This window comes from Serratia sp. B501 (genome assembly GCF_051172315.1).
GTDB lineage: Bacteria > Pseudomonadota > Gammaproteobacteria > Enterobacterales > Enterobacteriaceae > Serratia > Serratia ureilytica.
On record NZ_JBPIZB010000003.1, the window covers coordinates 430,565 to 450,191 of the forward strand.

Annotated in this window: 17 protein-coding genes; 2 read left to right on the forward strand and 15 right to left on the reverse strand. The window is 58.7% G+C overall.

All coding sequences use genetic code 11. From position 1 onward, the window contains the following. Window positions 1–15: 15 nt before the first annotated feature. The 12 genes from nuoL to lrhA all read right to left on the reverse strand — a co-directional run bounded on the left by nuoL (window position 16) and on the right by lrhA (window position 13,645). A complete protein-coding gene (nuoL, locus tag ACSBQV_RS12585) occupies window positions 16–1,863 on the reverse strand; it encodes an NADH-quinone oxidoreductase subunit L (protein ID WP_004936005.1) in 1,848 nt (615 codons plus the stop codon). Further along, entirely contained in the window at window positions 1,860–2,162 is a 303-nt protein-coding gene (nuoK, locus tag ACSBQV_RS12590) for an NADH-quinone oxidoreductase subunit NuoK (protein WP_004936014.1), read from the reverse strand. The genes nuoL and nuoK overlap by 4 nt, the downstream gene beginning before the upstream one ends. After that, a complete protein-coding gene (nuoJ, locus tag ACSBQV_RS12595; RefSeq protein WP_019453717.1) occupies window positions 2,159–2,716 on the reverse strand; it encodes an NADH-quinone oxidoreductase subunit J in 558 nt (185 codons plus the stop codon). The genes nuoK and nuoJ overlap by 4 nt, the downstream gene beginning before the upstream one ends. 13 nt (window positions 2,717–2,729) lie before the next feature. After that, window positions 2,730–3,272 (reverse strand): NADH-quinone oxidoreductase subunit NuoI, encoded by a 543-nt coding sequence (gene nuoI / locus ACSBQV_RS12600; protein ID WP_004936019.1) that lies wholly within the window; start codon window positions 3,270–3,272, stop codon window positions 2,730–2,732. 14 nt (window positions 3,273–3,286) lie between these two features. Next, complete coding sequence (gene nuoH, locus ACSBQV_RS12605) at window positions 3,287–4,264, reverse strand: NADH-quinone oxidoreductase subunit NuoH (protein ID WP_033643858.1); 978 nt, start codon at window positions 4,262–4,264, stop codon at window positions 3,287–3,289. Continuing rightward, window positions 4,261–6,999: an NADH-quinone oxidoreductase subunit NuoG gene (nuoG, locus tag ACSBQV_RS12610; RefSeq protein ID WP_099782604.1), complete on the reverse strand. Its 2,739-nt coding sequence runs from the start codon at window positions 6,997–6,999 to the stop codon at window positions 4,261–4,263. Before nuoG ends, nuoH begins: the two co-directional genes overlap by 4 nt. Window positions 7,000–7,075: 76 nt before the next feature. Then, a complete protein-coding gene (nuoF, locus tag ACSBQV_RS12615; RefSeq protein WP_015378579.1) occupies window positions 7,076–8,422 on the reverse strand; it encodes an NADH-quinone oxidoreductase subunit NuoF in 1,347 nt (448 codons plus the stop codon). Further along, window positions 8,419–8,970, reverse strand: a complete 552-nt coding sequence (gene nuoE, locus ACSBQV_RS12620) for an NADH-quinone oxidoreductase subunit NuoE (RefSeq protein WP_015378580.1) — start codon at window positions 8,968–8,970, stop codon at window positions 8,419–8,421. Before nuoE ends, nuoF begins: the two co-directional genes overlap by 4 nt. A gap of 2 nt (window positions 8,971–8,972) precedes the next feature. Further along, window positions 8,973–10,769, reverse strand: a complete 1,797-nt coding sequence (nuoC, locus tag ACSBQV_RS12625) for an NADH-quinone oxidoreductase subunit C/D (RefSeq protein WP_033651942.1) — start codon at window positions 10,767–10,769, stop codon at window positions 8,973–8,975. Between the two features lie 96 nt (window positions 10,770–10,865). Further along, window positions 10,866–11,540: a NuoB/complex I 20 kDa subunit family protein gene (locus ACSBQV_RS12630; protein ID WP_004936039.1), complete on the reverse strand. Its 675-nt coding sequence runs from the start codon at window positions 11,538–11,540 to the stop codon at window positions 10,866–10,868. Between the two features lie 15 nt (window positions 11,541–11,555). Continuing rightward, window positions 11,556–11,993: an NADH-quinone oxidoreductase subunit NuoA gene (gene nuoA, locus ACSBQV_RS12635; RefSeq protein ID WP_004936040.1), complete on the reverse strand. Its 438-nt coding sequence runs from the start codon at window positions 11,991–11,993 to the stop codon at window positions 11,556–11,558. 707 nt (window positions 11,994–12,700) lie between these two features. Further along, entirely contained in the window at window positions 12,701–13,645 is a 945-nt protein-coding gene (gene lrhA / locus ACSBQV_RS12640; protein ID WP_033643860.1) for a transcriptional regulator LrhA, read from the reverse strand. Window positions 13,646–14,501: 856 nt separating this feature from the next. Here lrhA and ACSBQV_RS12645 point away from each other — a divergent pair. Beyond that, window positions 14,502–15,716 (forward strand): pyridoxal phosphate-dependent aminotransferase, encoded by a 1,215-nt coding sequence (locus ACSBQV_RS12645; protein ID WP_019453720.1) that lies wholly within the window; start codon window positions 14,502–14,504, stop codon window positions 15,714–15,716. Window positions 15,717–15,823: 107 nt separating this feature from the next. Further along, window positions 15,824–16,423, forward strand: a complete 600-nt coding sequence (gene yfbR, locus ACSBQV_RS12650) for a 5'-deoxynucleotidase (protein WP_015378582.1) — start codon at window positions 15,824–15,826, stop codon at window positions 16,421–16,423. Window positions 16,424–16,450: 27 nt separating this feature from the next. Here the strand turns inward: yfbR and ACSBQV_RS12655 are convergent, their stop codons facing one another. The 3 genes from ACSBQV_RS12655 to ACSBQV_RS12665 form a co-directional block, all read right to left on the reverse strand. After that, window positions 16,451–18,283: an SLC13 family permease gene (locus ACSBQV_RS12655; RefSeq protein WP_033643862.1), complete on the reverse strand. Its 1,833-nt coding sequence runs from the start codon at window positions 18,281–18,283 to the stop codon at window positions 16,451–16,453. Window positions 18,284–18,380: 97 nt separating this feature from the next. Beyond that, entirely contained in the window at window positions 18,381–19,037 is a 657-nt protein-coding gene (locus ACSBQV_RS12660) for a sugar phosphatase (RefSeq protein WP_099782593.1), read from the reverse strand. 17 nt (window positions 19,038–19,054) lie between these two features. Continuing rightward, window positions 19,055–19,549 (reverse strand): YfbU family protein, encoded by a 495-nt coding sequence (locus tag ACSBQV_RS12665; protein ID WP_033643864.1) that lies wholly within the window; start codon window positions 19,547–19,549, stop codon window positions 19,055–19,057. Between the last annotated feature and the right edge of the window lie 78 nt (window positions 19,550–19,627).

Consider the following 19,627-nt stretch of genomic DNA (forward strand, 5'->3'; position numbering starts at 1 on the left):
GTTTAAATTATTCAATTAAACCAAAATCAACAGAGCCAATACGACCACTGCACCCACACCCATAGACGCTATATACCAACGCACCTGACCGTTCTCGCTCACCGTCAGACCGCGGTTCCCCCAGCGGGAGAAGACGGCCGGCAGGTTCATCAGCGAGTTCAGCGGATCGCGTTGCAGCAGCTTCGCAATGCCCAGGTACGGCTTGACGAACACTTTGTCATACAGCCAGTCGAAGCCCCAGGCATGGAACCACCAGGTCGAGAAGAAACGACCCGGCGCGCTGTTGGCGATGCTGTTGACCAGGCTGCGTTTGCCCAGCCACAGCGCGGCCGCCAGCAGAATGCCGACGATAGCCACCACGCCGGAGGTGATTTCAAGCCGCAGCACGCTGCCGTGCGCCAGCTCGGTGGTCTCCGGCAGCACGCCCTGCAACGGCGGCACGATCATCGCGCCGACGAAGGTGGACAGCACCAGCAGAACCAGCAGTGGCAAGTGGTGAGTGATGCCTTTACCGGCATGCGCTTTGATTTTCTCTTCGCCATGGAACACGATGAAAATCATACGGAAGGTGTACAGCGAGGTCATGAACGCACCGACCAGGCCGGCAACCATCAGGTTGATGTGGCCGTTGGCCATCGCGCCCGCCAGGATCTCGTCCTTACTGAAGAAGCCGGCCGTGACCAGCGGCAACGCAGACAGCGCCGCGCCGCCCACCAGGAAGCAGACGTACACCAGCGGGATGCTCTTGCGCAGACCGCCCATCTTGAAGATGTTTTGCTCGTGGTGGCAAGCCAGGATCACCGAACCGGATGACAGGAACAGCAGCGCCTTGAAGAACGCGTGGGTCATCAGGTGGAAGATCGCCGCGTCCCATGCCTGCACGCCCAGCGCCAGGAACATGTAACCGATCTGGCTCATGGTGGAGTAAGCGAGCACGCGCTTGATGTCGGTCTGCACCAGCGCGGCGAAGCCGGCCAGCAGCAGAGTGACCGCACCAACGATACCCACCAGGTGCAGCACTTCAGGCGCCATCAGGAACAGGCCGTGCGTGCGGGCGATCAGATAGACGCCCGCGGTCACCATGGTCGCCGCGTGGATCAGTGCGGAAACCGGGGTTGGGCCCGCCATCGCGTCCGCCAACCAGGTTTGCAACGGCAGCTGCGCCGATTTGCCGACCGCGCCGCCCAGCAGCATCAGGGTCGCCCAGGTGATGGCCGTGTCGCCCACCGCCAGTTTCTGCGGCGCCAGGATCATCAGCTCGCGGATGTTCAGCGTGCCCAGCTCGTTGTAGAGGATGAACAGCGCAAACGCCAGGAACACGTCGCCCACGCGGGTGACGATAAAGGCTTTCATCGCCGCCGCGCCGTTGGCCGGATCTTTGTAGTAGAAACCGATCAACAGGTAGCTGCACAGGCCCACGCCTTCCCAACCCAGGTACATCAACAGCAGGTTGTCCGCCAGCACCAATACCACCATGCTGGCGATAAACAGGTTGGTGTAAGCGAAGAAGCGCGAATAGCCCTCTTCACCGCGCATGTACCAGGAAGCGAACATGTGGATGAAGAAGCCGACGCCGGTGACCACCGACAGCATGGTCAGCGACAGGCCGTCCAGCACCAGGGTCACGCCGATATTGAAGTTGCCGACGGCCATCCAGGTCCACAGGCTTTGCTCGAACAGCTGCACGCCGGCGGCTTTCTGGGCGAAGAAATCCATCGCCACATAGACCGTGACAAGCGCAGCCAGGCCGATAGAACCCACGCCGACGGTGGCCGCCGTGTTTTCAGACCAACGACCGCGGGAAAATGCCAACAGCAGGAACCCGATCAGCGGTAGCAGAATTGTTAAATATAATAGGTTCATCCGCGCATCTCACTGACAGTATCAATATTCAGGGTATGACGACGACGGTAGAGCTGCAGCAGCAGCGCCAGGCCGATACTGGCCTCGGCTGCCGCCAGGCTGATCGCCAGGATGTACATCACCTGTCCGTCCGCCTGGCCCCAGTAGCTTCCCGCCACGATAAACGCCAACGCCGCAGCGTTGATCATCACTTCCAGGCTGATCAGCATAAACAGCAGGTTGCGGCGCACCAGCAGCCCGGTCAGCCCGAGCACAAACAGGATAGCCGCCAGGATCAGGCCATGTTGAAGAGGGATCATGCTTGCTCCTCCGATTTTCTTCTCGCCATTTCGCCACTCGCCGGCGCGTTGCTCAGCACCTCGCCAGGCTTGTGCTCGCGGCCGATATGGAAGGCGACAACCAGACCCGCCAACAGCAGCATTGAAGCCAGCTCAACCGCCAGTACGTAAGGCCCGAACAGGCTGATGCCCACCGCCTTCGCGTCGACCATCTCACCGCTGATACCCTGATCGGATACGCTGCGGATCGCGACGATCAATACCACCAGCAGCGCCAGCGACAGCAGGCCAGGCCCGATCCACACCGTCGGCTTCATCCAGTCGCGCTCTTGCTGCTGCACGTTGCCGAGGTTCAGCATCATCACCACGAACACGAACAGCACCATGATGGCGCCCGCATAAACGATGATTTCCAACGCGGCGGCAAAGTAGGCGCCGAGAGAGAAGAAGACTGCCGAGATCGCCAATAACGAGACGATCAGATACAGCAGCGCATGCACAGGGTTGGTATGGGTGATCACGCGAATCGTCGCGGCCACCGCAATCAAACCTGCCAGATAAAATGCAATTTCCATGCTTGCTGGCTCCTTAGGGCAACAGACCTTTGACGTCGATCGGTTTGGCTTCGTTTTCGGCTTCGCCTTTGGCTTTGCCGTCAATCGCCATACCGGCCATCCGGTAGAAGTTATATTCCGGATATTTACCCGGCCCCGAGATCAACAGATCTTCTTTTTCGTACACCAGATCCTGACGCTTGTACTCACCCAGTTCGAAATCCGGCGTCAGCTGGATAGCGGTAGTCGGGCAAGCCTCTTCGCACAGGCCACAGAAGATGCAGCGCGAGAAGTTGATGCGGAAGAACTCCGGATACCAACGGCCGTCTTTCTGTTCCGCTTTTTGCAGCGAGATACAGCCGACCGGGCAGGCAACCGCACACAGGTTACAGGCGACGCAGCGCTCTTCGCCGTCCGGATCGCGCGTCAGCACGATGCGGCCGCGGTAGCGCGGCGGCAGGTAAACCGGTTCTTCCGGGTACATCTGGGTTTCACGCTTGGCGAAGGCATGCATGCCAATCATCCAAATGCTGCGCATCTGGGTGCCGAAACCAACCACTAACTCTTTCAATGTCATGGTTTATTCACCCCTTATTGAGCGTTGTACAAAATGACCGCGGCGGTTGCCAGCAGGTTCAGCAGCGTCAGCGGCAGGCACACTTTCCAGCCGAAAGACATCACCTGGTCATAACGCGGACGCGGCAGCGCGGCGCGGATCAGGATGAACATCATCATGAAGAAGGCCGTTTTCAACGCGAACCAGATGAATGGCGGCAGGAACGGACCCTGCCAGCCGCCGAAGAACAACGTCACAATCAGGGCGGACACGGTGACGATACCGATGTATTCCCCCACGAAGAACAGACCGAACTTCATGCCGGAATATTCGATGTGGTAACCGTCAGCCAGTTCCTGCTCAGCTTCCGGCTGGTCAAACGGGTGACGGTGACACACCGCCACGCCGGCGATCGCGAAGGTCACGAAGCCGAAGAACTGCGGAATGACGTTCCAGACGTGCGCCTGCGATTCAACGATAGCCTGCATGTTGAACGAACCCGCCTGCATCACCACACCCATCAGCGACAGGCCGATGAACACTTCGTAGCTCAGGGTTTGCGCGGAGGCGCGCATCGCGCCCAACAGCGAGTATTTGTTGTTGCTCGACCAGCCGGCGAACAGCACGGCGTACACCGCCAGGCCGGCCATCATCAGGAAGAACAGAATACCGATGTTGAGATCGGACACCGCCCAGGTCGGGCTGACCGGCACGATGGCAAATGCCAGCAACAGGGAAGTAAAGGCGATCATCGGCGCCAGGGTAAAGATCACCCGGTCGGAGAATCTCGGCACCCAGTCTTCCTTGAAGAACATTTTGATCATGTCGGCGACCAGCTGCAGCGAGCCGCCCCAGCCTACGCGGTTCGGTCCGTAACGGTTCTGGAACAGGCCGAGCAGGCGGCGTTCGCCGAAGCTCATGAACGCCCCGCACGCCACGACCACCAACAGGATCACGACCGCTTTAAGAACGGCGATCAGAATGTCGATCACCTCAGGGGTAAACCAGCTCATCGTGCCGCCTCCCGCAGATTGTCTACCTTAGCACCCACCAAAATCGGCGGGATCCCTGGCAAGCCGAGCGGCAAACCAACCTGGCCCTGGGTCAGGGTTTCACTCAGACGCACCGGCAGACGCAAGGTCTGGCCCGCACAGCTGAACTCCACCAGGCTGCCCGCGTTGACGCCAAGGGTCGCCGCGTCGGCCGGGTTGACCATCACGTAAGCTTCCGGCATGCGCTGCTGGATCACGTGAGAGCGCTGCGACATTTCATCGCTGCCGAACAGGTGGTAGTAAGGCGCGACACGCCAGCCGTCGTTCGGATTGAAGGCGGCTGGCACGCGGTCGAAGTAACCGAGGCTGCCCTCCCCCGCTTCGATCAGGCGCACGCCCGGATCGCCGTGGCGCAGTTTGCCGCCCACTTCGGCCTGGAACTTGTTCCATGCCTGCGGTGAGTTCCAGCCTGGCGCCCAGGCGAACGGGATCTGCTGACGATCGGCCAGCGGGCTGTTGTTCCCTTCCATCGAGAAGGCGAACATGGTGTCTTTATCCTGCGGCTGACGCGGCTCGTGCACGCTGATGTTGGCGCGCATGGCGGTACGGCCGCTGGAACGGTGCGGCGAACGCGCCAGCTTCTGACCGCGAATGCGGAAAGTCGCGTCCGGCGCGGCATCGACGATGCCCTGCAGCTGCGGCAACGCGGCGACGCAAGCGGCGATCACGTCATCGAGCTGAGTCCAGTCCACATGGCGGCTGGTGTAGGTGGAGTGCAGCGAGTGCATCCAGCGCCAGCTTTCCAGCATCACGGTGAACTGATTCTTCTTGGCGTCGTCGTAGTAAGCCGGATCGTATACCTGGAAGAAGCGCTGCGCGCGGCCTTCCTGGTTGATCAGCGTACCGTCGCTCTCGGCAAAGCTGGCCGAGGAGAGGATCAGGTTGGCTTTGTCCATGATCGCGGTGCGCTGGTGATCGGCGACGATCAGGTTGTTGACCTTGCCCAACGCTGCGTCCACCTGCGCCGCCGGCGCATGACGATAGAGATCGTTTTCCATCACGATGGCGGTATCGGCTGCGCCGCTCGCCAGCTGTTCCAGCGCCTGATCGAGCGAACCGCCGCCGATCATCGCCAGGCCCATGCTGTTGGCGGCGCCCGCCACGAAGGTGATGCCGACATCGGAACCGCGGCCCTTCAACGCTTTGGCGATGTTGGCCGCCGCTTCGATGATGGCTTCGCTGCCGGCGTTGCTGCCGGTAATGATCAGCGGTTTGCGTGCGCCGGTCAGCGCCTGCACGATGATGTCGACTTTCTTGTTCAGGCCTTCGGCCAGATCGTTCACCGCCGGCGCTGCGTTATCCAGCGCGTGCGCGATGGCGAAGCCGAAGCGCGCCTGCTCGTCAACCGGCGCGCGGTAGTTCCAGGCGGCGATGTCGTCCAGGCGGGTGTTGTCGACGTTGGTGGTGAACAGCGGGTACTTGGCGTGCTGGCCGATGTTCTGCACCGCCGCGATCTGCCAGTCGGCAACGCGCTGCGCCGCCGCCATCGCGCGGGCTTTACCCTTGACGGCCTGACGCACGGACAGCGCGATGCGCGCGCCGGTTTGCGTCAGGTCTTCGCCCAGCACCAGCACCGCGTCGTAATCTTCGATCTCACGCAGCGCCGGCGTATGAACGCCGCCGTTCTTCAGCACGTTCAGCATCAGCGCCAGGCGTGATTGCTCCGCCTGAGCGATACCGGTGTAGTAGTTCTCGGCGCCGACCAGCTCGCGCAGCGCGAAGTTGCTTTCCAGGCTGGCGCGCGGGGAGCCGATGCCGATGGTTTTCTTCGCCTGACGCAGGATGTCCGCCGCGCCCTGCATCGCCTGCTCGGCGTTCAGGGTGATCCAGTCGTCGCCGCGCAGCTGCTGCGGTTGACGCGGACGATCTTTCTGGTTGACGTAGCCGTAACCGAAACGGCCGCGGTCACACAGGAAGTAGTGGTTCACGCTGCCGTTGTAACGGTTTTCGATACGGCGCAGCTCGCCATAGCGCTCGCCCGGGCTGGTGTTACAGCCGATGCTGCACTGCTGGCAAATGCTTGGCGCGAACTGCATGTCCCATTTACGGTTGTAGCGTTCGGAGTGCGTTTTGTCGGTGAAAACGCCGGTCGGGCACACTTCCACCAGGTTGCCGGAGAACTCGCTTTCCAGCGTGCCGCTTTCCGGGCGACCGAAGTAGACGTTGTCGTGCGCGCCGTACACGCCGAAGTCGGTGCCGTCCGCATAGTCTTTGTAGTAACGCACGCAGCGGTAGCAGGCGATGCAGCGGTTCATCTCGTGCGAGATAAACGGCCCCAGCTCCTGGTTGTTGTGGGTGCGCTTGGTGAAGCGGTAGCGACGGAAGCTGTGGCCGGTCATTACCGTCATATCCTGCAGGTGACAGTTACCGCCTTCCTCACAAACCGGGCAATCGTGCGGGTGGTTGGTCATCAACCACTCGACCACGCTTTCACGGAACTGCTTCGCTTCGCCGTCATCGATGGAGATGAAGGTGCCATCGGATGCCGGGGTCATACAGGACATCACCAAACGGCCGCGCGTATCTTCCGCGTTTTGGTATTGCTTTACCGCACATTGGCGGCAAGCGCCGACGCTTCCCAGCGCCGGATGCCAGCAAAAGTAAGGAATATCAAGGCCGAGGGAGAGACAAGCCTGCAGCAGGTTGTCCGCTCCGTCTACCTCATACTCTTTGCCGTCTACATGAATCGTAGCCATAGTCAGCATGCTTCCAAGTGGCCTGCCTTGCGGCAGGCGTTAATCAAAAATTCTGGCCGTGTTCGGGCGAGTCGGCTTACCAGCGTTGCTTCAGCAGATTGTTCGGCTGAATGCCGCCAATCGCATGCGCGTTGCCGAAGTGCTGCACGGCGATACCCGCCTCGAACTCTTCACGGAAATATTTAATCGCGCTTTGCAGTGGCTCTACGGCACCTGGCGCGTGGGCGCAGAAGGTTTTGCCCGGGCCGAGGGAACGGCACAGCTGTTCGAGGGTTTCGATATCCCCCGGCTGCCCTTCGCCGTTTTCCAACGCGCGCAGGATCTTCACGCTCCACGGCAGGCCGTCGCGGCATGGCGTACACCAGCCGCAGGACTCGCGGGCGAAGAACTCTTCCAGGTTACGCACCAGCGGCACCATGCCGATCTCGTGGTCTACCGCCATCGCCAACGCGGTGCCGAGACGGCTGCCGGCTTTGCCGATCGCGCCGTATTCCATCGGCAGATCGAGGTGATCGGCGGTCAGGAAGTCGGTGCCCGCGCCGCCCGGCTGCCAGGCTTTGAAACGCAGACCGTCGCGCATGCCGCCGGCGTAATCTTCCAGGATTTCGCGCGCGGTGGTGCCGAACGGCAACTCCCAGACGCCCGGATTTTTCACCCGGCCGGAGAAGCCCATCAGCTTGGTGCCTTTGTCTTCACTGCCGGAGATGCCGGTGTACCACTCCACGCCGTTCGCCAAAATGGCCGGCACGTTGCACAGCGTTTCGACGTTATTGACGCAGGTCGGCTTGCCCCAGACGCCGGCGCTGGCCGGGAATGGCGGCTTGGAACGCGGGTTGGCGCGGCGGCCTTCCAGCGAGTTGATCAGCGCGGTTTCTTCGCCGCAGATGTAACGGCCGGCGCCGGTGTGCACGATCAGCTCGAAATCAAATCCGGTGCCGAGAATGTTCTTGCCCAGATAGCCGGCTTCGGTGGCTTCCGCGATGGCGCGACGCAGGTGCGCCGCCGCTTCGATGTACTCGCCGCGCAGGAAGATGTACCCGCGATAGGCTTTCAGCGCGAACGCGGAGATCAGCATGCCTTCCACCAGCAGGTGCGGCAGCTGCTCCATCAGCAGGCGGTCTTTATAGGTGCCCGGCTCCATCTCATCGGCGTTACACAGCAGGTAACGGATGTTCATGGATTCGTCCTTCGGCATCAGGCTCCACTTCAAACCGGTGGAGAAGCCCGCGCCGCCGCGGCCCTTCAACCCGGAATCTTTCACCAGGCCGACGATCTCGTCCGGGGCCAGGCCTTTGAGGGCCTTCTCTGCGCCGGCATAGCCGTTTTTGCTGCGGTATTCGTCCAGCCACAGCGGCTGCTTGTCATCGCGCAGACGCCAGGTCAGCGGATGCGTTTCGGGAGTGCGTACAATGTGCTTGGTCATTGATACTGCTCCAGTAGCGTCTCGATATCTTCAGGCTTCAGCTGACTGTGCGTGTCGTCATCAATCATCATGGTCGGCCCTTTATCGCAGTTGCCCAGACAGCAGGTCGGCAGCAGCGTGAAGCGGCCATCAAAGGTGGTTTGACCCGGTTTGATGTTCAGCTTCTTCTCGATAGCGGCCTGAATGCCCTGGTAACCGGTGATGTGACAAACAACGCTGTCACAATAACGGATCACGTGACGTCCTACTGGCTGACGGAAAATCTGGCTGTAGAACGTGGCCACGCCTTCTACGTCGCTGGCGGGGATGCCCAGCACTTCCGCGATGGCGTAAATCGCACCGTCCGGAACCCAGCCGCGCTGCTTCTGCACAATTTTCAGTGCTTCGATGGAAGCGGCGCGCGGATCCTCGTAATGGTGCTTTTCGTGCTCGATCGCATCACGTTCTTCCGCGCTCAGTACAAATGCATCAACGCCGCTCTGAGGAGCGGCTGCATTGATGGGCTCGAGCGCATCGTTGACTGCGTGATTGTCTTTTTGATCATGCATAGTTAGCGGTCCACATCTGACATTACAAAATCGATACTACCCAGATAGACGATCAGGTCGGAAACCAGGCTGCCTCGGATGACCGATGGGATCTGCTGCAGGTGCGCAAAGCTCGGCGTACGTACCCGGGTGCGGTAGCTCATGGTGCTGCCGTCGCTGGTCAGGTAGTAGCTGTTGATCCCTTTGGTGGCTTCAATCATCTGGAATGATTCGTTGGCTGGCATCACCGGGCCCCAGGAAACCTGCAGGAAGTGGGTGATCAGCGTTTCAATGTGCTGCAGCGTGCGCTCTTTCGGCGGCGGCGTGGTCAGCGGGTGATCGGCCTTGAACGGGCCTTCCGGCATATTGTTCAGGCACTGTTCGAGGATGCGCAGGCTCTGGCGCAGCTCTTCCACCTTCAGCATCACGCGGGTGTAGCAGTCGCTGTTGCCGTCGCCGACCGGCACTTCGAAGTCGAAGTTCTCGTAGCCGGAGTACGGGCGCCATTTACGCACGTCGAACTCGACGCCGGTGGCGCGCAGACCGGCACCGGTCACGCCCCATTCCAGCGCTTCTTTGGCGTTGTAAGACGCGACGCCGATGGAACGGCCTTTCAGAATGCTGTTCTTCAGCGCCGCTTTCACGTAGGAATCCAGACGCTTCGGCATCCATTCGAGGAATTCACGCAGCAGGCGATCCCAGCCGCGCGGCAGATCGTGCGCGACGCCGCCGATACGGAACCAGGCCGGGTGCATACGGAAGCCGGTGATCGCTTCCACCAGATCGTAGATCTTCTGGCGGTCGGTAAAGGCGAAGAACACCGGGGTCATCGCGCCGACGTCCTGAATGAAGGTGGAGATGTACAGCAGGTGGCTGTTGATGCGGAACAGTTCGGACAGCATCACGCGAATGGTGTCAACGCGCTCCGGCACCTTGATGCCGGCCAGCTTTTCAACCGCCAGCACGTAAGGCATTTCGTTCACGCAGCCGCCGAGGTATTCGATGCGGTCGGTGTACGGAATGTAGCTGTGCCAGGATTGACGCTCGCCCATCTTCTCGGCGCCGCGGTGGTGATAGCCGATATCCGGCACGCAGTCGACGATCTCTTCGCCGTCCAGCTGCAGAATGATGCGGAACGCACCGTGCGCAGACGGGTGGTTCGGGCCGAGGTTGAGGAACATGAAGTCTTCGTTCTCGGTGCCGCGCTTCATGCCCCAGTCTTCCGGCTTGAAGGTCAGCGCTTCCATCTCCAGATCTTCTTTCTGCTTGGTCAACACGAAAGGATCGAATTCGGTGGCGCGCGCCGGGTAGTCCTTGCGCAGCGGGTGCCCTTCCCAGGTCTGCGGCATCATGATGCGCGACAGGTGCGGGTGGCCGTCGAAGGTGATGCCGAACATTTCCCAGGTCTCGCGCTCATACCAGTTGGCGTTTGGGAACACCTTGGTGGCCGTCGGCACGTGCAGGTCTTTTTCAGACAGCGCCACCTTCAGCATGATGTCGCGGTTGCGCTCGATGGAAATCAGATGGTAGAAAACGGAGAAATCCGCAGCGGGCAGGCCGTCGCGGTGGGTGCGAAGACGTTCGTCCACGCCATGCAGATCGAACAGCATGACATACGGCTTCGGCTGTTTTCTCAGGAACGTCATTACTTCCAGTAACTGGTCAGGTTTAACCCATACCACGGGCATGCCGGTGCGGGTGGCCTGAACAGTAAAGGCTTCCGGCCCAAAACGGTTGCGCAGTTCGCCGATCACCGGGTCGTCAAGGTGATCTCGGGTCTGCCAGGCAGGCAAGGCGTCGTGCGTCGTCAAATCTGTCATAATTTTTTTTCACCACACTAAAGGGTTATTCGCCGCAAGTTTCACTTTTCGCTGTGTTAACCAATAGCGCACTAAGATGGACGTTAAATGAACGTCTTAAATCTCGTCAGGCGTCCGGAGGTTGGTCACCGCGATGCGCTCGCCGTGTTTACGCTCTCTTTCAGACTGCATATTGGCGCGGTAAACGCCCTGATCGCCGACAACCCACGACAGTGGGCGACGTTCTTTGCCGATGGATTCCTGCAGCAGCATCAGCGCTTGCATGTAGGCCTCCGGACGCGGTGGGCAGCCGGGAATGTACACGTCGACCGGCAGGAACTTGTCCACGCCCTGCACCACGGAATAGATGTCGTACATGCCGCCGGAGTTGGCGCAAGCGCCCATCGAGATCACCCACTTGGGCTCCAGCATCTGCTCGTACAGGCGTTGGATAACCGGGGCCATCTTGGTGAAGCAGGTGCCGGCCACCACCATCAGGTCAGCCTGACGCGGGGAGGCGCGCAACACTTCCGCACCGAAACGCGCCACGTCGTGAACGGCGGTAAACGACGTCACCATCTCCACGTAACAGCACGAAAGGCCGAAGTTATACGGCCAAATAGAGTTTTTACGCCCCCAGTTCACCATGTCATGCAGCGCATGCTCGAGTTTACCCATGTAAACCGTGCGGTGGACCTGTTGTTCCAGGGGATCGGCGACGATCTCCTGTTTTTGCAGGGGATAACGGTCGTTCTCACCGTTCGGGTCTATGCGGGTGAGCGTATAGTCCATCTTAATGCCTCGCTGTTACTGCGGATGACTGTTGGTGTTAGTGATCGTGCTCGGTTTGCTGCGGCGTTGGGAACGCGCCGGAGTCCAATCCAACGCGCCGATGCGCACCAGATAAACCAGACCGGCCAATAGCACCAAAATGAAAATGGCGGCTTCGATAAAGCCTACCCAGCCGCTCTCGCGAATCGAGACCGACCAGGCATACAGGTATAAGGCTTCAACGTCGAAAATAACGAAGAACATGGCCACCAGGTAGAACTTGGCGGACAAACGCATGCGCGCCGTGCCGACCGAGTCGATGCCTGATTCAAACGGGGTGTGTTTGGCGCGCGCCCGGGCTCTCCCGCCCAAGAAGAACGCGCCCAGCAGCATTAAGCCGCAGAGCCCGATAGCCACAACGAGAAATACGGCGAGCGCCCAGTGATGAGCGATAACTTCAGTGGTTGTTGACATACTCTATGCTTACTCATCAAAAGTGGCGTCGATCGCACTGCTCTTGTCACCGGCAGTTAGTGCGCCACATCGATTTAAGGGAAGGATAAATAACCACACAAACAAACTGCTTTTACAGCGAGTTAGGCAGCGTTTTTCTGTGGGCTTTTTACTCCTTTCTATAACCTTTTGTCAACTTTGACAAAAGTATCTACACACTAGTTTACATACGTATCATTTGATTAACATTTGATGCGCCAGGGACAGGCTAAATCGTGTCAGTTAATTTTTGTGTAGAAACAGATAGATATAAACCAACATGCACATTTCAGTTTTACTATACCATTGTCTCAGGAATTCCCTGTTCTTCCACTCACTACCTAGGGGTATTTTTTTGATCCAGGACACGTTTTCAGCATAAATCCTCAAAAAAAGTGTGGCCCTTTAACAATTTTCCTCAAATTGAGCCGCAAAAACGGCCGCTATAAGCTAACAAAATAACCCTGCTATTACCATGTCTTTAACCCATTCAATCTTATTGTTCAAAAAACGAACTTAGCGTATTAAACCCGGCCAAACTCTCTTTTCAGTAACGCTTAAAAGTTAACAAAACAGCCAACTCAATTTAAAAAACAAACCAAATACATATAAATACAATTTTAGGTAAAAAAAGGACAAAAAAAACCTCCGCCGAAGCAGAGGTTTTCATCAGATATCGCGCCGCAGCGTTATTCTTCTTCGTCCACCAGGCTGGCGTCATCCTGATCGCTCTGGAGACCGCCTTCCGCGCCGTTGAAGCCATAGCCGTCATTGCCGCCCTGCATCGCGCTGAAGATGGCCATCGCCAGCTCGTTGCTGCACTGCGCGTTTTTGCACAGCGCATACTGGGTATCCGGCAACGGCGGCAAACCTTCCGCCGCGCCCAGCACCCGCAGGTCAGGGCTCATCATCTCGATCGGCCGCGCGGTCACGCCCAGGCCGGCCTTGCAAGCCGCCCGCACCGCGGACAGCGTGGAAGCGACGTAGGCGATGCGCCACGGGATGCCGGCTTCGTCCAACTGCTTGATCGCCAGCGAACGGAACGGGCTTGGCTCGTCCATCACCACCAGCGGGATCGGCTCGCCGGCCTGGTAATGGTAATCGGCGGCGCAGTACCACAACGTCGGCGACGTGCGCAGCACGATGTGCGGATGCCCTTCGGGATCGGCCGTGGTCACCGCCAGATCGATCTCGCCTTCTTCCAGCAGATCGACCATCGTCGTGCTGCGCTTCACGCGCACGTCAATAGCCAGCTTCGGATAGATGGCGGTTACGCGGTTCAGCAGGAAAGGCAGAATGGTATCGGCGGTGTCGTCGGAAGCGCCGATGGTCAGAACACCTTTAATATTGTTGTACATCAGAGAGGTACAGGCTTCATCGTTAAAGCGCAGGATTTTTCTGGCATAACCGAGAAGCTGAATACCATGCTCAGTCAGAAGTTTGTTGCGCCCATGGCGGGCAAACAGTTCTTTGCCGACCAGTTGCTCTAATCGCTGCATTTGTTGGCTGACGGCTGATTGAGTACGGCAAACGGCGACAGCCGCCGCTGCGAAAGTATTCAAATCAGCAACCGCAACAAAGGTTCTTAGCAGATCGAGGTCGAGATTAAGTATCGGACGATTTGCAGTTGTCATAGTGTATTCTTCACTTTTTTAAATTCTAATTTACGAACTACTACCCTGGTGTGTTTCTCAGACGCCGTTGAAAAAGGACGGAGCCTGTTATGACAGTACCCCACTCATAAGTGGAGGGCAAAAAAATTACTTATGATTCGTTACCTCTATCGCTTTTTGAAATGCGATCTATCGATACTGCTTATAGAACGCGGGGGACTAAATGCCGGCATACGGGGAAAACCCCCACCGGGCCTGAGATTTTACTCATTCATACTGCCTAATTTCCACTCCATTCGTGCTACTGATAACCCTTATCAACTGGCGTTCAGACTGCATTTACGAGCAAGAAATATAAATAATTAACGGCACCGACTTCGTATCACCACGCAATGAATTTAATAAATTCAATCAGTAAGATTTTTACTTTAAATAATATTCTCATAACCACATAAACAATGCTTAAGATAAAATATAAAGTAAAGCTTATGTAAATATGCCATTTTTCTTAGTGTGGTGTGTCATCTGACAACCCGCTATCAGACAACTCCGGTATTATCGTTCCTTTACAGTTACTGAAAACCATTCTCCCTTATGGCTTATCAGTTCTCCACACCCAAGCGCTGATGCCAGCGCGTCGCGTTGAACGACACTCGATTTTACAGAACAAAACCCTAGTAAAATTATAGTTCATGAAATTATGAACCACAAAATAACTTTACCTTTGCTTATCATAACTAAAATCCCCCGTTACGACATGCATTTGCACCAAAGGCGTGCAAAACCCTTCAAAAGCAACTACGCCAGGAGTACATTGGGCGGGTTGCGGCGTCCCACGGTAGGAGCGCCCCTATCCCAGCAAAAGGCTCAACTTTTTATGTCCCCCATTGAGAAATCCAGCAAACTGGACAACGTCTGCTATGACATTCGCGGCCCGGTGCTTAAAGAAGCTAAACGTCTTGAAGAAGAAGGCAATAAAGTCCTGAAACTGAACATCGGCAACCCTGCCCCGTTCGGCTTCGACGCCCCGGACGAAATCCTGGTCGACGTGATCCGCAATCTGCCCACGGCGCAAGGCTACTCCGATTCCAAAGGCCTCTTCTCGGCGCGTAAAGCGATCATGCAGCACTATCAGGCGCGCAACATGCGTGACGTGACCGTTGAGGATATCTACATTGGCAACGGCGTCTCCGAGCTGATCGTTCAGTCCATGCAGGCGCTGCTCAACAGCGGCGACGAAATGCTGGTGCCGGCGCCGGACTATCCGCTGTGGACCGCCGCAGTGTCGCTGTCCGGCGGCAAGGCCGTACATTACCTGTGCGATGAGCAGGCCGGCTGGTTCCCGGATCTGGACGACATCATCAGCAAGATCACCCCGCGCACCCGCGGCATCGTGATCATCAACCCGAACAACCCGACCGGTGCGGTCTACAGCAAAGCGCTGCTTGAGCAGATCGTCGAGATCGCCCGTCAACACAACCTGATCATCTTCGCCGACGAGATCTACGACAAGATCCTGTACGACGAAGCAGAGCACCACTCTATCGCCGCGCTGGCGCCGGATCTGCTGACCGTGACCTTCAACGGCCTGTCGAAGACCTACCGCGTGGCGGGCTTCCGCCAGGGCTGGATGGTGCTGAACGGGCCGAAAAAGCACGCCAAAGGCTATATCGAAGGGCTGGAGATGCTGGCTTCGATGCGCCTGTGCGCCAACGTGCCGATGCAGCACGCGATTCAGACCGCGCTGGGCGGTTATCAGAGCATCAGCGAATTCATTCAGCCCGGCGGCCGCCTGTACGAACAGCGCAACCGCACCTGGGAATTGCTCAACGACATCCCGGGCGTCTCTTGCGTGAAGCCGCAGGGCGCGTTGTACATGTTCCCGCGCATCGATGCCAAACGCTTCAACATCCACGACGACCAGAAGCTGGTGCTGGATCTGTTGCTGCAGGAAAAAGTGCTGCTGGTGCAGGGCTCCGCGTTCAACTGGCCTTACCCGGATCACGTGCGCATCGTCACCCTGCCGCGCGTAGACGAACTGGAAATGGCGGTCGGCAAGCTGGGCCGCTTCCTGGAAGGCTATCACCAATAATCATCAGGGGCGCAGCGCCTCGCTGCGCCCTTCCCTCACAGCCCGGTTGCAAAATTCGCCGACACTGCTTCACAATGGGGCCCTCACTTGCCGTTAAAGAGAGCACCATGAGTCAGAGCCATTTCTTCGCCCATCTGTCCCGCCTGAAACTGATCAACCGCTGGCCGCTGATGCGCAACGTGCGCACCGAGAACGTCTCCGAACACAGTCTGCAGGTGGCCTTTGTCGCCCACGCGTTGGCGGTGATCAAGAACCGCAAATTCAACGGCAACCTCAACGCCGACCGCGTTGCGCTGTTGGCGATGTACCATGACGCCAGCGAAGTGATCACCGGCGACATGCCGACGCCGATCAAATACTACAATCCGCAGATCGCCCATGAGTACAAGAAGATCGAAAAGATCGCCCAGCAAAAGCTGCTGGATATGATCCCGGCGGAGCTGCGCAACGATTTTCGCACCATTCTCGATGAGCATTATTACAGCGAAGATGAAAAGCAGGTGGTGAAGCAGGCTGACGCGCTGTGCGCCTACCTGAAATGCCTGGAAGAGCTGTCTGCCGGCAACAACGAATTCACCCTGGCCAAGGCGCGGCTGGATAAAACCCTGGAACAGCGCCGCAGCCCGGAGATGGACTACTTCATGGAAGTGTTCATTCCCAGCTTCAGCCTGTCGCTGGACGAAATCAGCCTCGACAGTTCGCTGTAACCCCGCCGGCGCAGCCTCGCTGCGCCATTAAAAACCATAGAGCCACGGCACCACAATCACGCTGACCGCCATCACCAGCAGGGTGAACGGCACGCCGAGACGCACGAAATCGCCGAACTTGTAATTGCCCGGCCCCAGCACCAGCGTGTTGACCGGTGAAGAGACCGGCGTCATAAAGGCGGCGGACGCGGCGATGGCGATAATCATCGCGAACGGGTATGGCGAGACGCCCATTTCGCGCGCGGCGGCGATGGCGATCGGCGCCATCAGCACCGCCGTCGCGGTGTTGGAAATAAACAGCCCGATAGTCGCGCACAAGACGAACAGGCACAGCAGCATCACGCGCGGCCCCGCCCCGCCGGCGACATCCATCAGCCCGCTGACGATCAGACTGACCCCGCCGGTCTTTTGCAGCGCCTGCGCGAACGGCATCATGCCGACGATCAAAATGATGCTCGGCCAATGGATCGATTTATAAGCGCTCTCCATGTCGATACAGCGGAATTTGCCCATCAGCAAACAGGCGATCAGCGCCGCGATCGGGTTGGGGATTTCGTCGGTCAGCATCATCGCCACCATCAACGCCAGGCAAAACAGCGCGTGCGGCGCCTGTGTGATGGCCGGCGCCACTTCGTCCACTTCGGCCGGCAAGTTGAGCACGATAAAGTCATGGGTTTTGGCCTGCAGTTGACGGATCGCCTTCCAGTCGCCGATCACCAGCAAAATGTCGCCCAGCTCCAGCGGCTCGTCCACCAGTTTGCCGCCGAGCGTCTCGCCGTGGCGGCGGATGCCCACCACGTTCAGATCGTAGCGGCTGCGGAACGCCGCTTCGCGCAGGCTTTTGCCCAGCAGCGCCGAGTCAGGGATCAGCGAGACCTCCGCCATGCCGACGTTGCGCGACTGTTCCGAGAAGTAATCGCCGCGCAGCACCATCGGCTCCAGCCGCTGTTCGCCGCAGAATTCGCGCAGATCGATCTGGCTGTCCGACATGTCGATCAAGAGGACGTCGCCCTCGCGCAGCTCGGTGCTGCCGGAGGCGCTGACCATCACCCGCCGAAAGCGTTTCCAGCGTTCGATGCCCACCACGTTGGCGCCGTAGCGCGCACGCAGATGCAGTTCATCCAGCGAACGCCCGATCAGCGGCGAAGCGCTGCGGACAGCCAGCCGCCGCGCGCGGCCGGTCAGTCTGTAATCGCGGATCAGATCGCGGAAGGTGCGGCGCTGCCAGCCGTCGCCGGCTTTGCCCGTGTCACCGCTGCCCAGCCAACGCCGGGCGATCAGCATGTAGCCGACGCCCAGCGCCAGCACCACCAGGCCGATCGGCGTCACGCTGAAGAAACCGAAACCATGGATGCCTTCGCGCACCAGCTCGCTGTTGACCACCATATTGGGCGGCGTGGCCACCAACGTCATCATGCCACTGATAAGCCCGGCAAAGCTGAGCGGCATCATCAGCCGCCCCGGCGCGATCTTCATTCTGGCCGTCACGCTGAGCACTACCGGGATAAAGATCGCCACCACGCCGGTCGAGCTCATAAATGCCCCCAGCCCGGCGACCGTCACCATCAGCAGCATCAACATTTTGGTTTCGCTGCTGCCGGCCACTTTGACCAGCCAGTCGCCCACCTGATAGGCCACCCCGGTGCGCACCAATCCTTCGCCGATCACGAACAGCGCGGCGATCAGAATCACGTTGGGATCGCTGAACCCGACCGTCGCCTCCTGCAGGCTGAGCGTGCCGCTCAGCACGAAGGCGATGATCACCAACAGCGCCACCACGTCCATGCGCAGCTTGTTGGTGGTAAACAGCACGATGGCAATCAGCAGTAAACTCAGCACCCACAGTAATTCGCTGTTCAAAACGGCCTCATCCGGCAAATGTCCAAGGGCTTAAAAAATAGCATAAAAAAACCCCGCAAAGGCGGGGTCTAATCAATTAGGGTGAAGATAATGCCACTCAGGCCAGTAGGCGAACGATCGCGCCCTGCGCCGTTTTATCAACGGCGATCTGCGCCAGCGAATCCAGCCGCAGGTCAACCTGCTCCAGCTTCGGCGCGTCGGCCGGGGCGTTGACCGCAATCACCTGGCAGCCCGCCGCCAGCCCCGAAAGAATGCCGGCCGGTGCGTCTTCAACCACCACGCACTCGTGCGGCGCCAGCCCCAGACGTTCGGCGCCCAGCAGGTAGGCATCGGGCTGAGGCTTGCCGTGTTTAACCTGCTCGGCGGTGATGAACACCGCCGGCTGCGGCAAACCGCCGGCCTGGCGGCGAGCGCCGGCCACCGGCACCGAACCGGAGGTGACGATCGCCCAAGGGATGCCGAGCGCGTTCAGGCGCGCCAACAACGCGTTAGCGCCCGGCAGCGCGCGAACGCCTTCGGTATCCTGCGCTTCCACCTGCTCCAGCAGTTGGAACTCGCGCTGAATTTCCGCTTCGCTTTCACCCGGCATAAAGTGGCGCAGAGAAGTAATGGCCTGTTTACCGTGAATGAAGTCCAGCACCGCTTGCGGATCGACGCCGCGACGCTCGGCCCAGTGCGTCCAGGCGCGCTCTACCGCCGGCAGCGAATCCACCAGGGTGCCATCAAGATCGAACAGAAAACCCTTACACTCCACAGAAAACCTCTTTTTAATCAAGCATTGATGATTTGCGCTATCTCAACGGCGCTCAAGTGATACTGGCGCGGGCAGGCCAGCCAGATCGCCAGCATACGCTGGTATTTTTCCCACATTTTGGTCTGGGCGTTGAAACCGTGGCTGCCGGAATCGAAGTGAGTATAGCGCCCCTCGGTGTTGACCAGGAAACGCACATAGCTCAGGTAGCGCGCCTCGGTGGCGGCGTCGAAGCCGAGAAACGCCAGGCGGCGCTCGTCCAGCCCCTGCTTCTCTTTCAGATTGCCCCAGGAAACCTGCAGCGCATGGTGCATCTCCATCACGTTGATGATGGTGCGGCATACTTCTTCGCTCAGTTCGCCAAAGTCACGATCCAGCTCGCGCATTTGCAAGCCGAAGCCGCGTTCGACGATGGTTTGCAACCGGCGATAACGATCGCTGTTGTCCGGATCGAGTAGCGTCATCATCTTGTACTGATTCGACAGGATCAGGCGCTGGGCATGGGTCATTTCCATCAGGATTTCCTCATTTCTGTATGATGGCGGGAGCATCGCACAGCGCAAGAACGCAGGAAATCACAACTCGACCGTTCT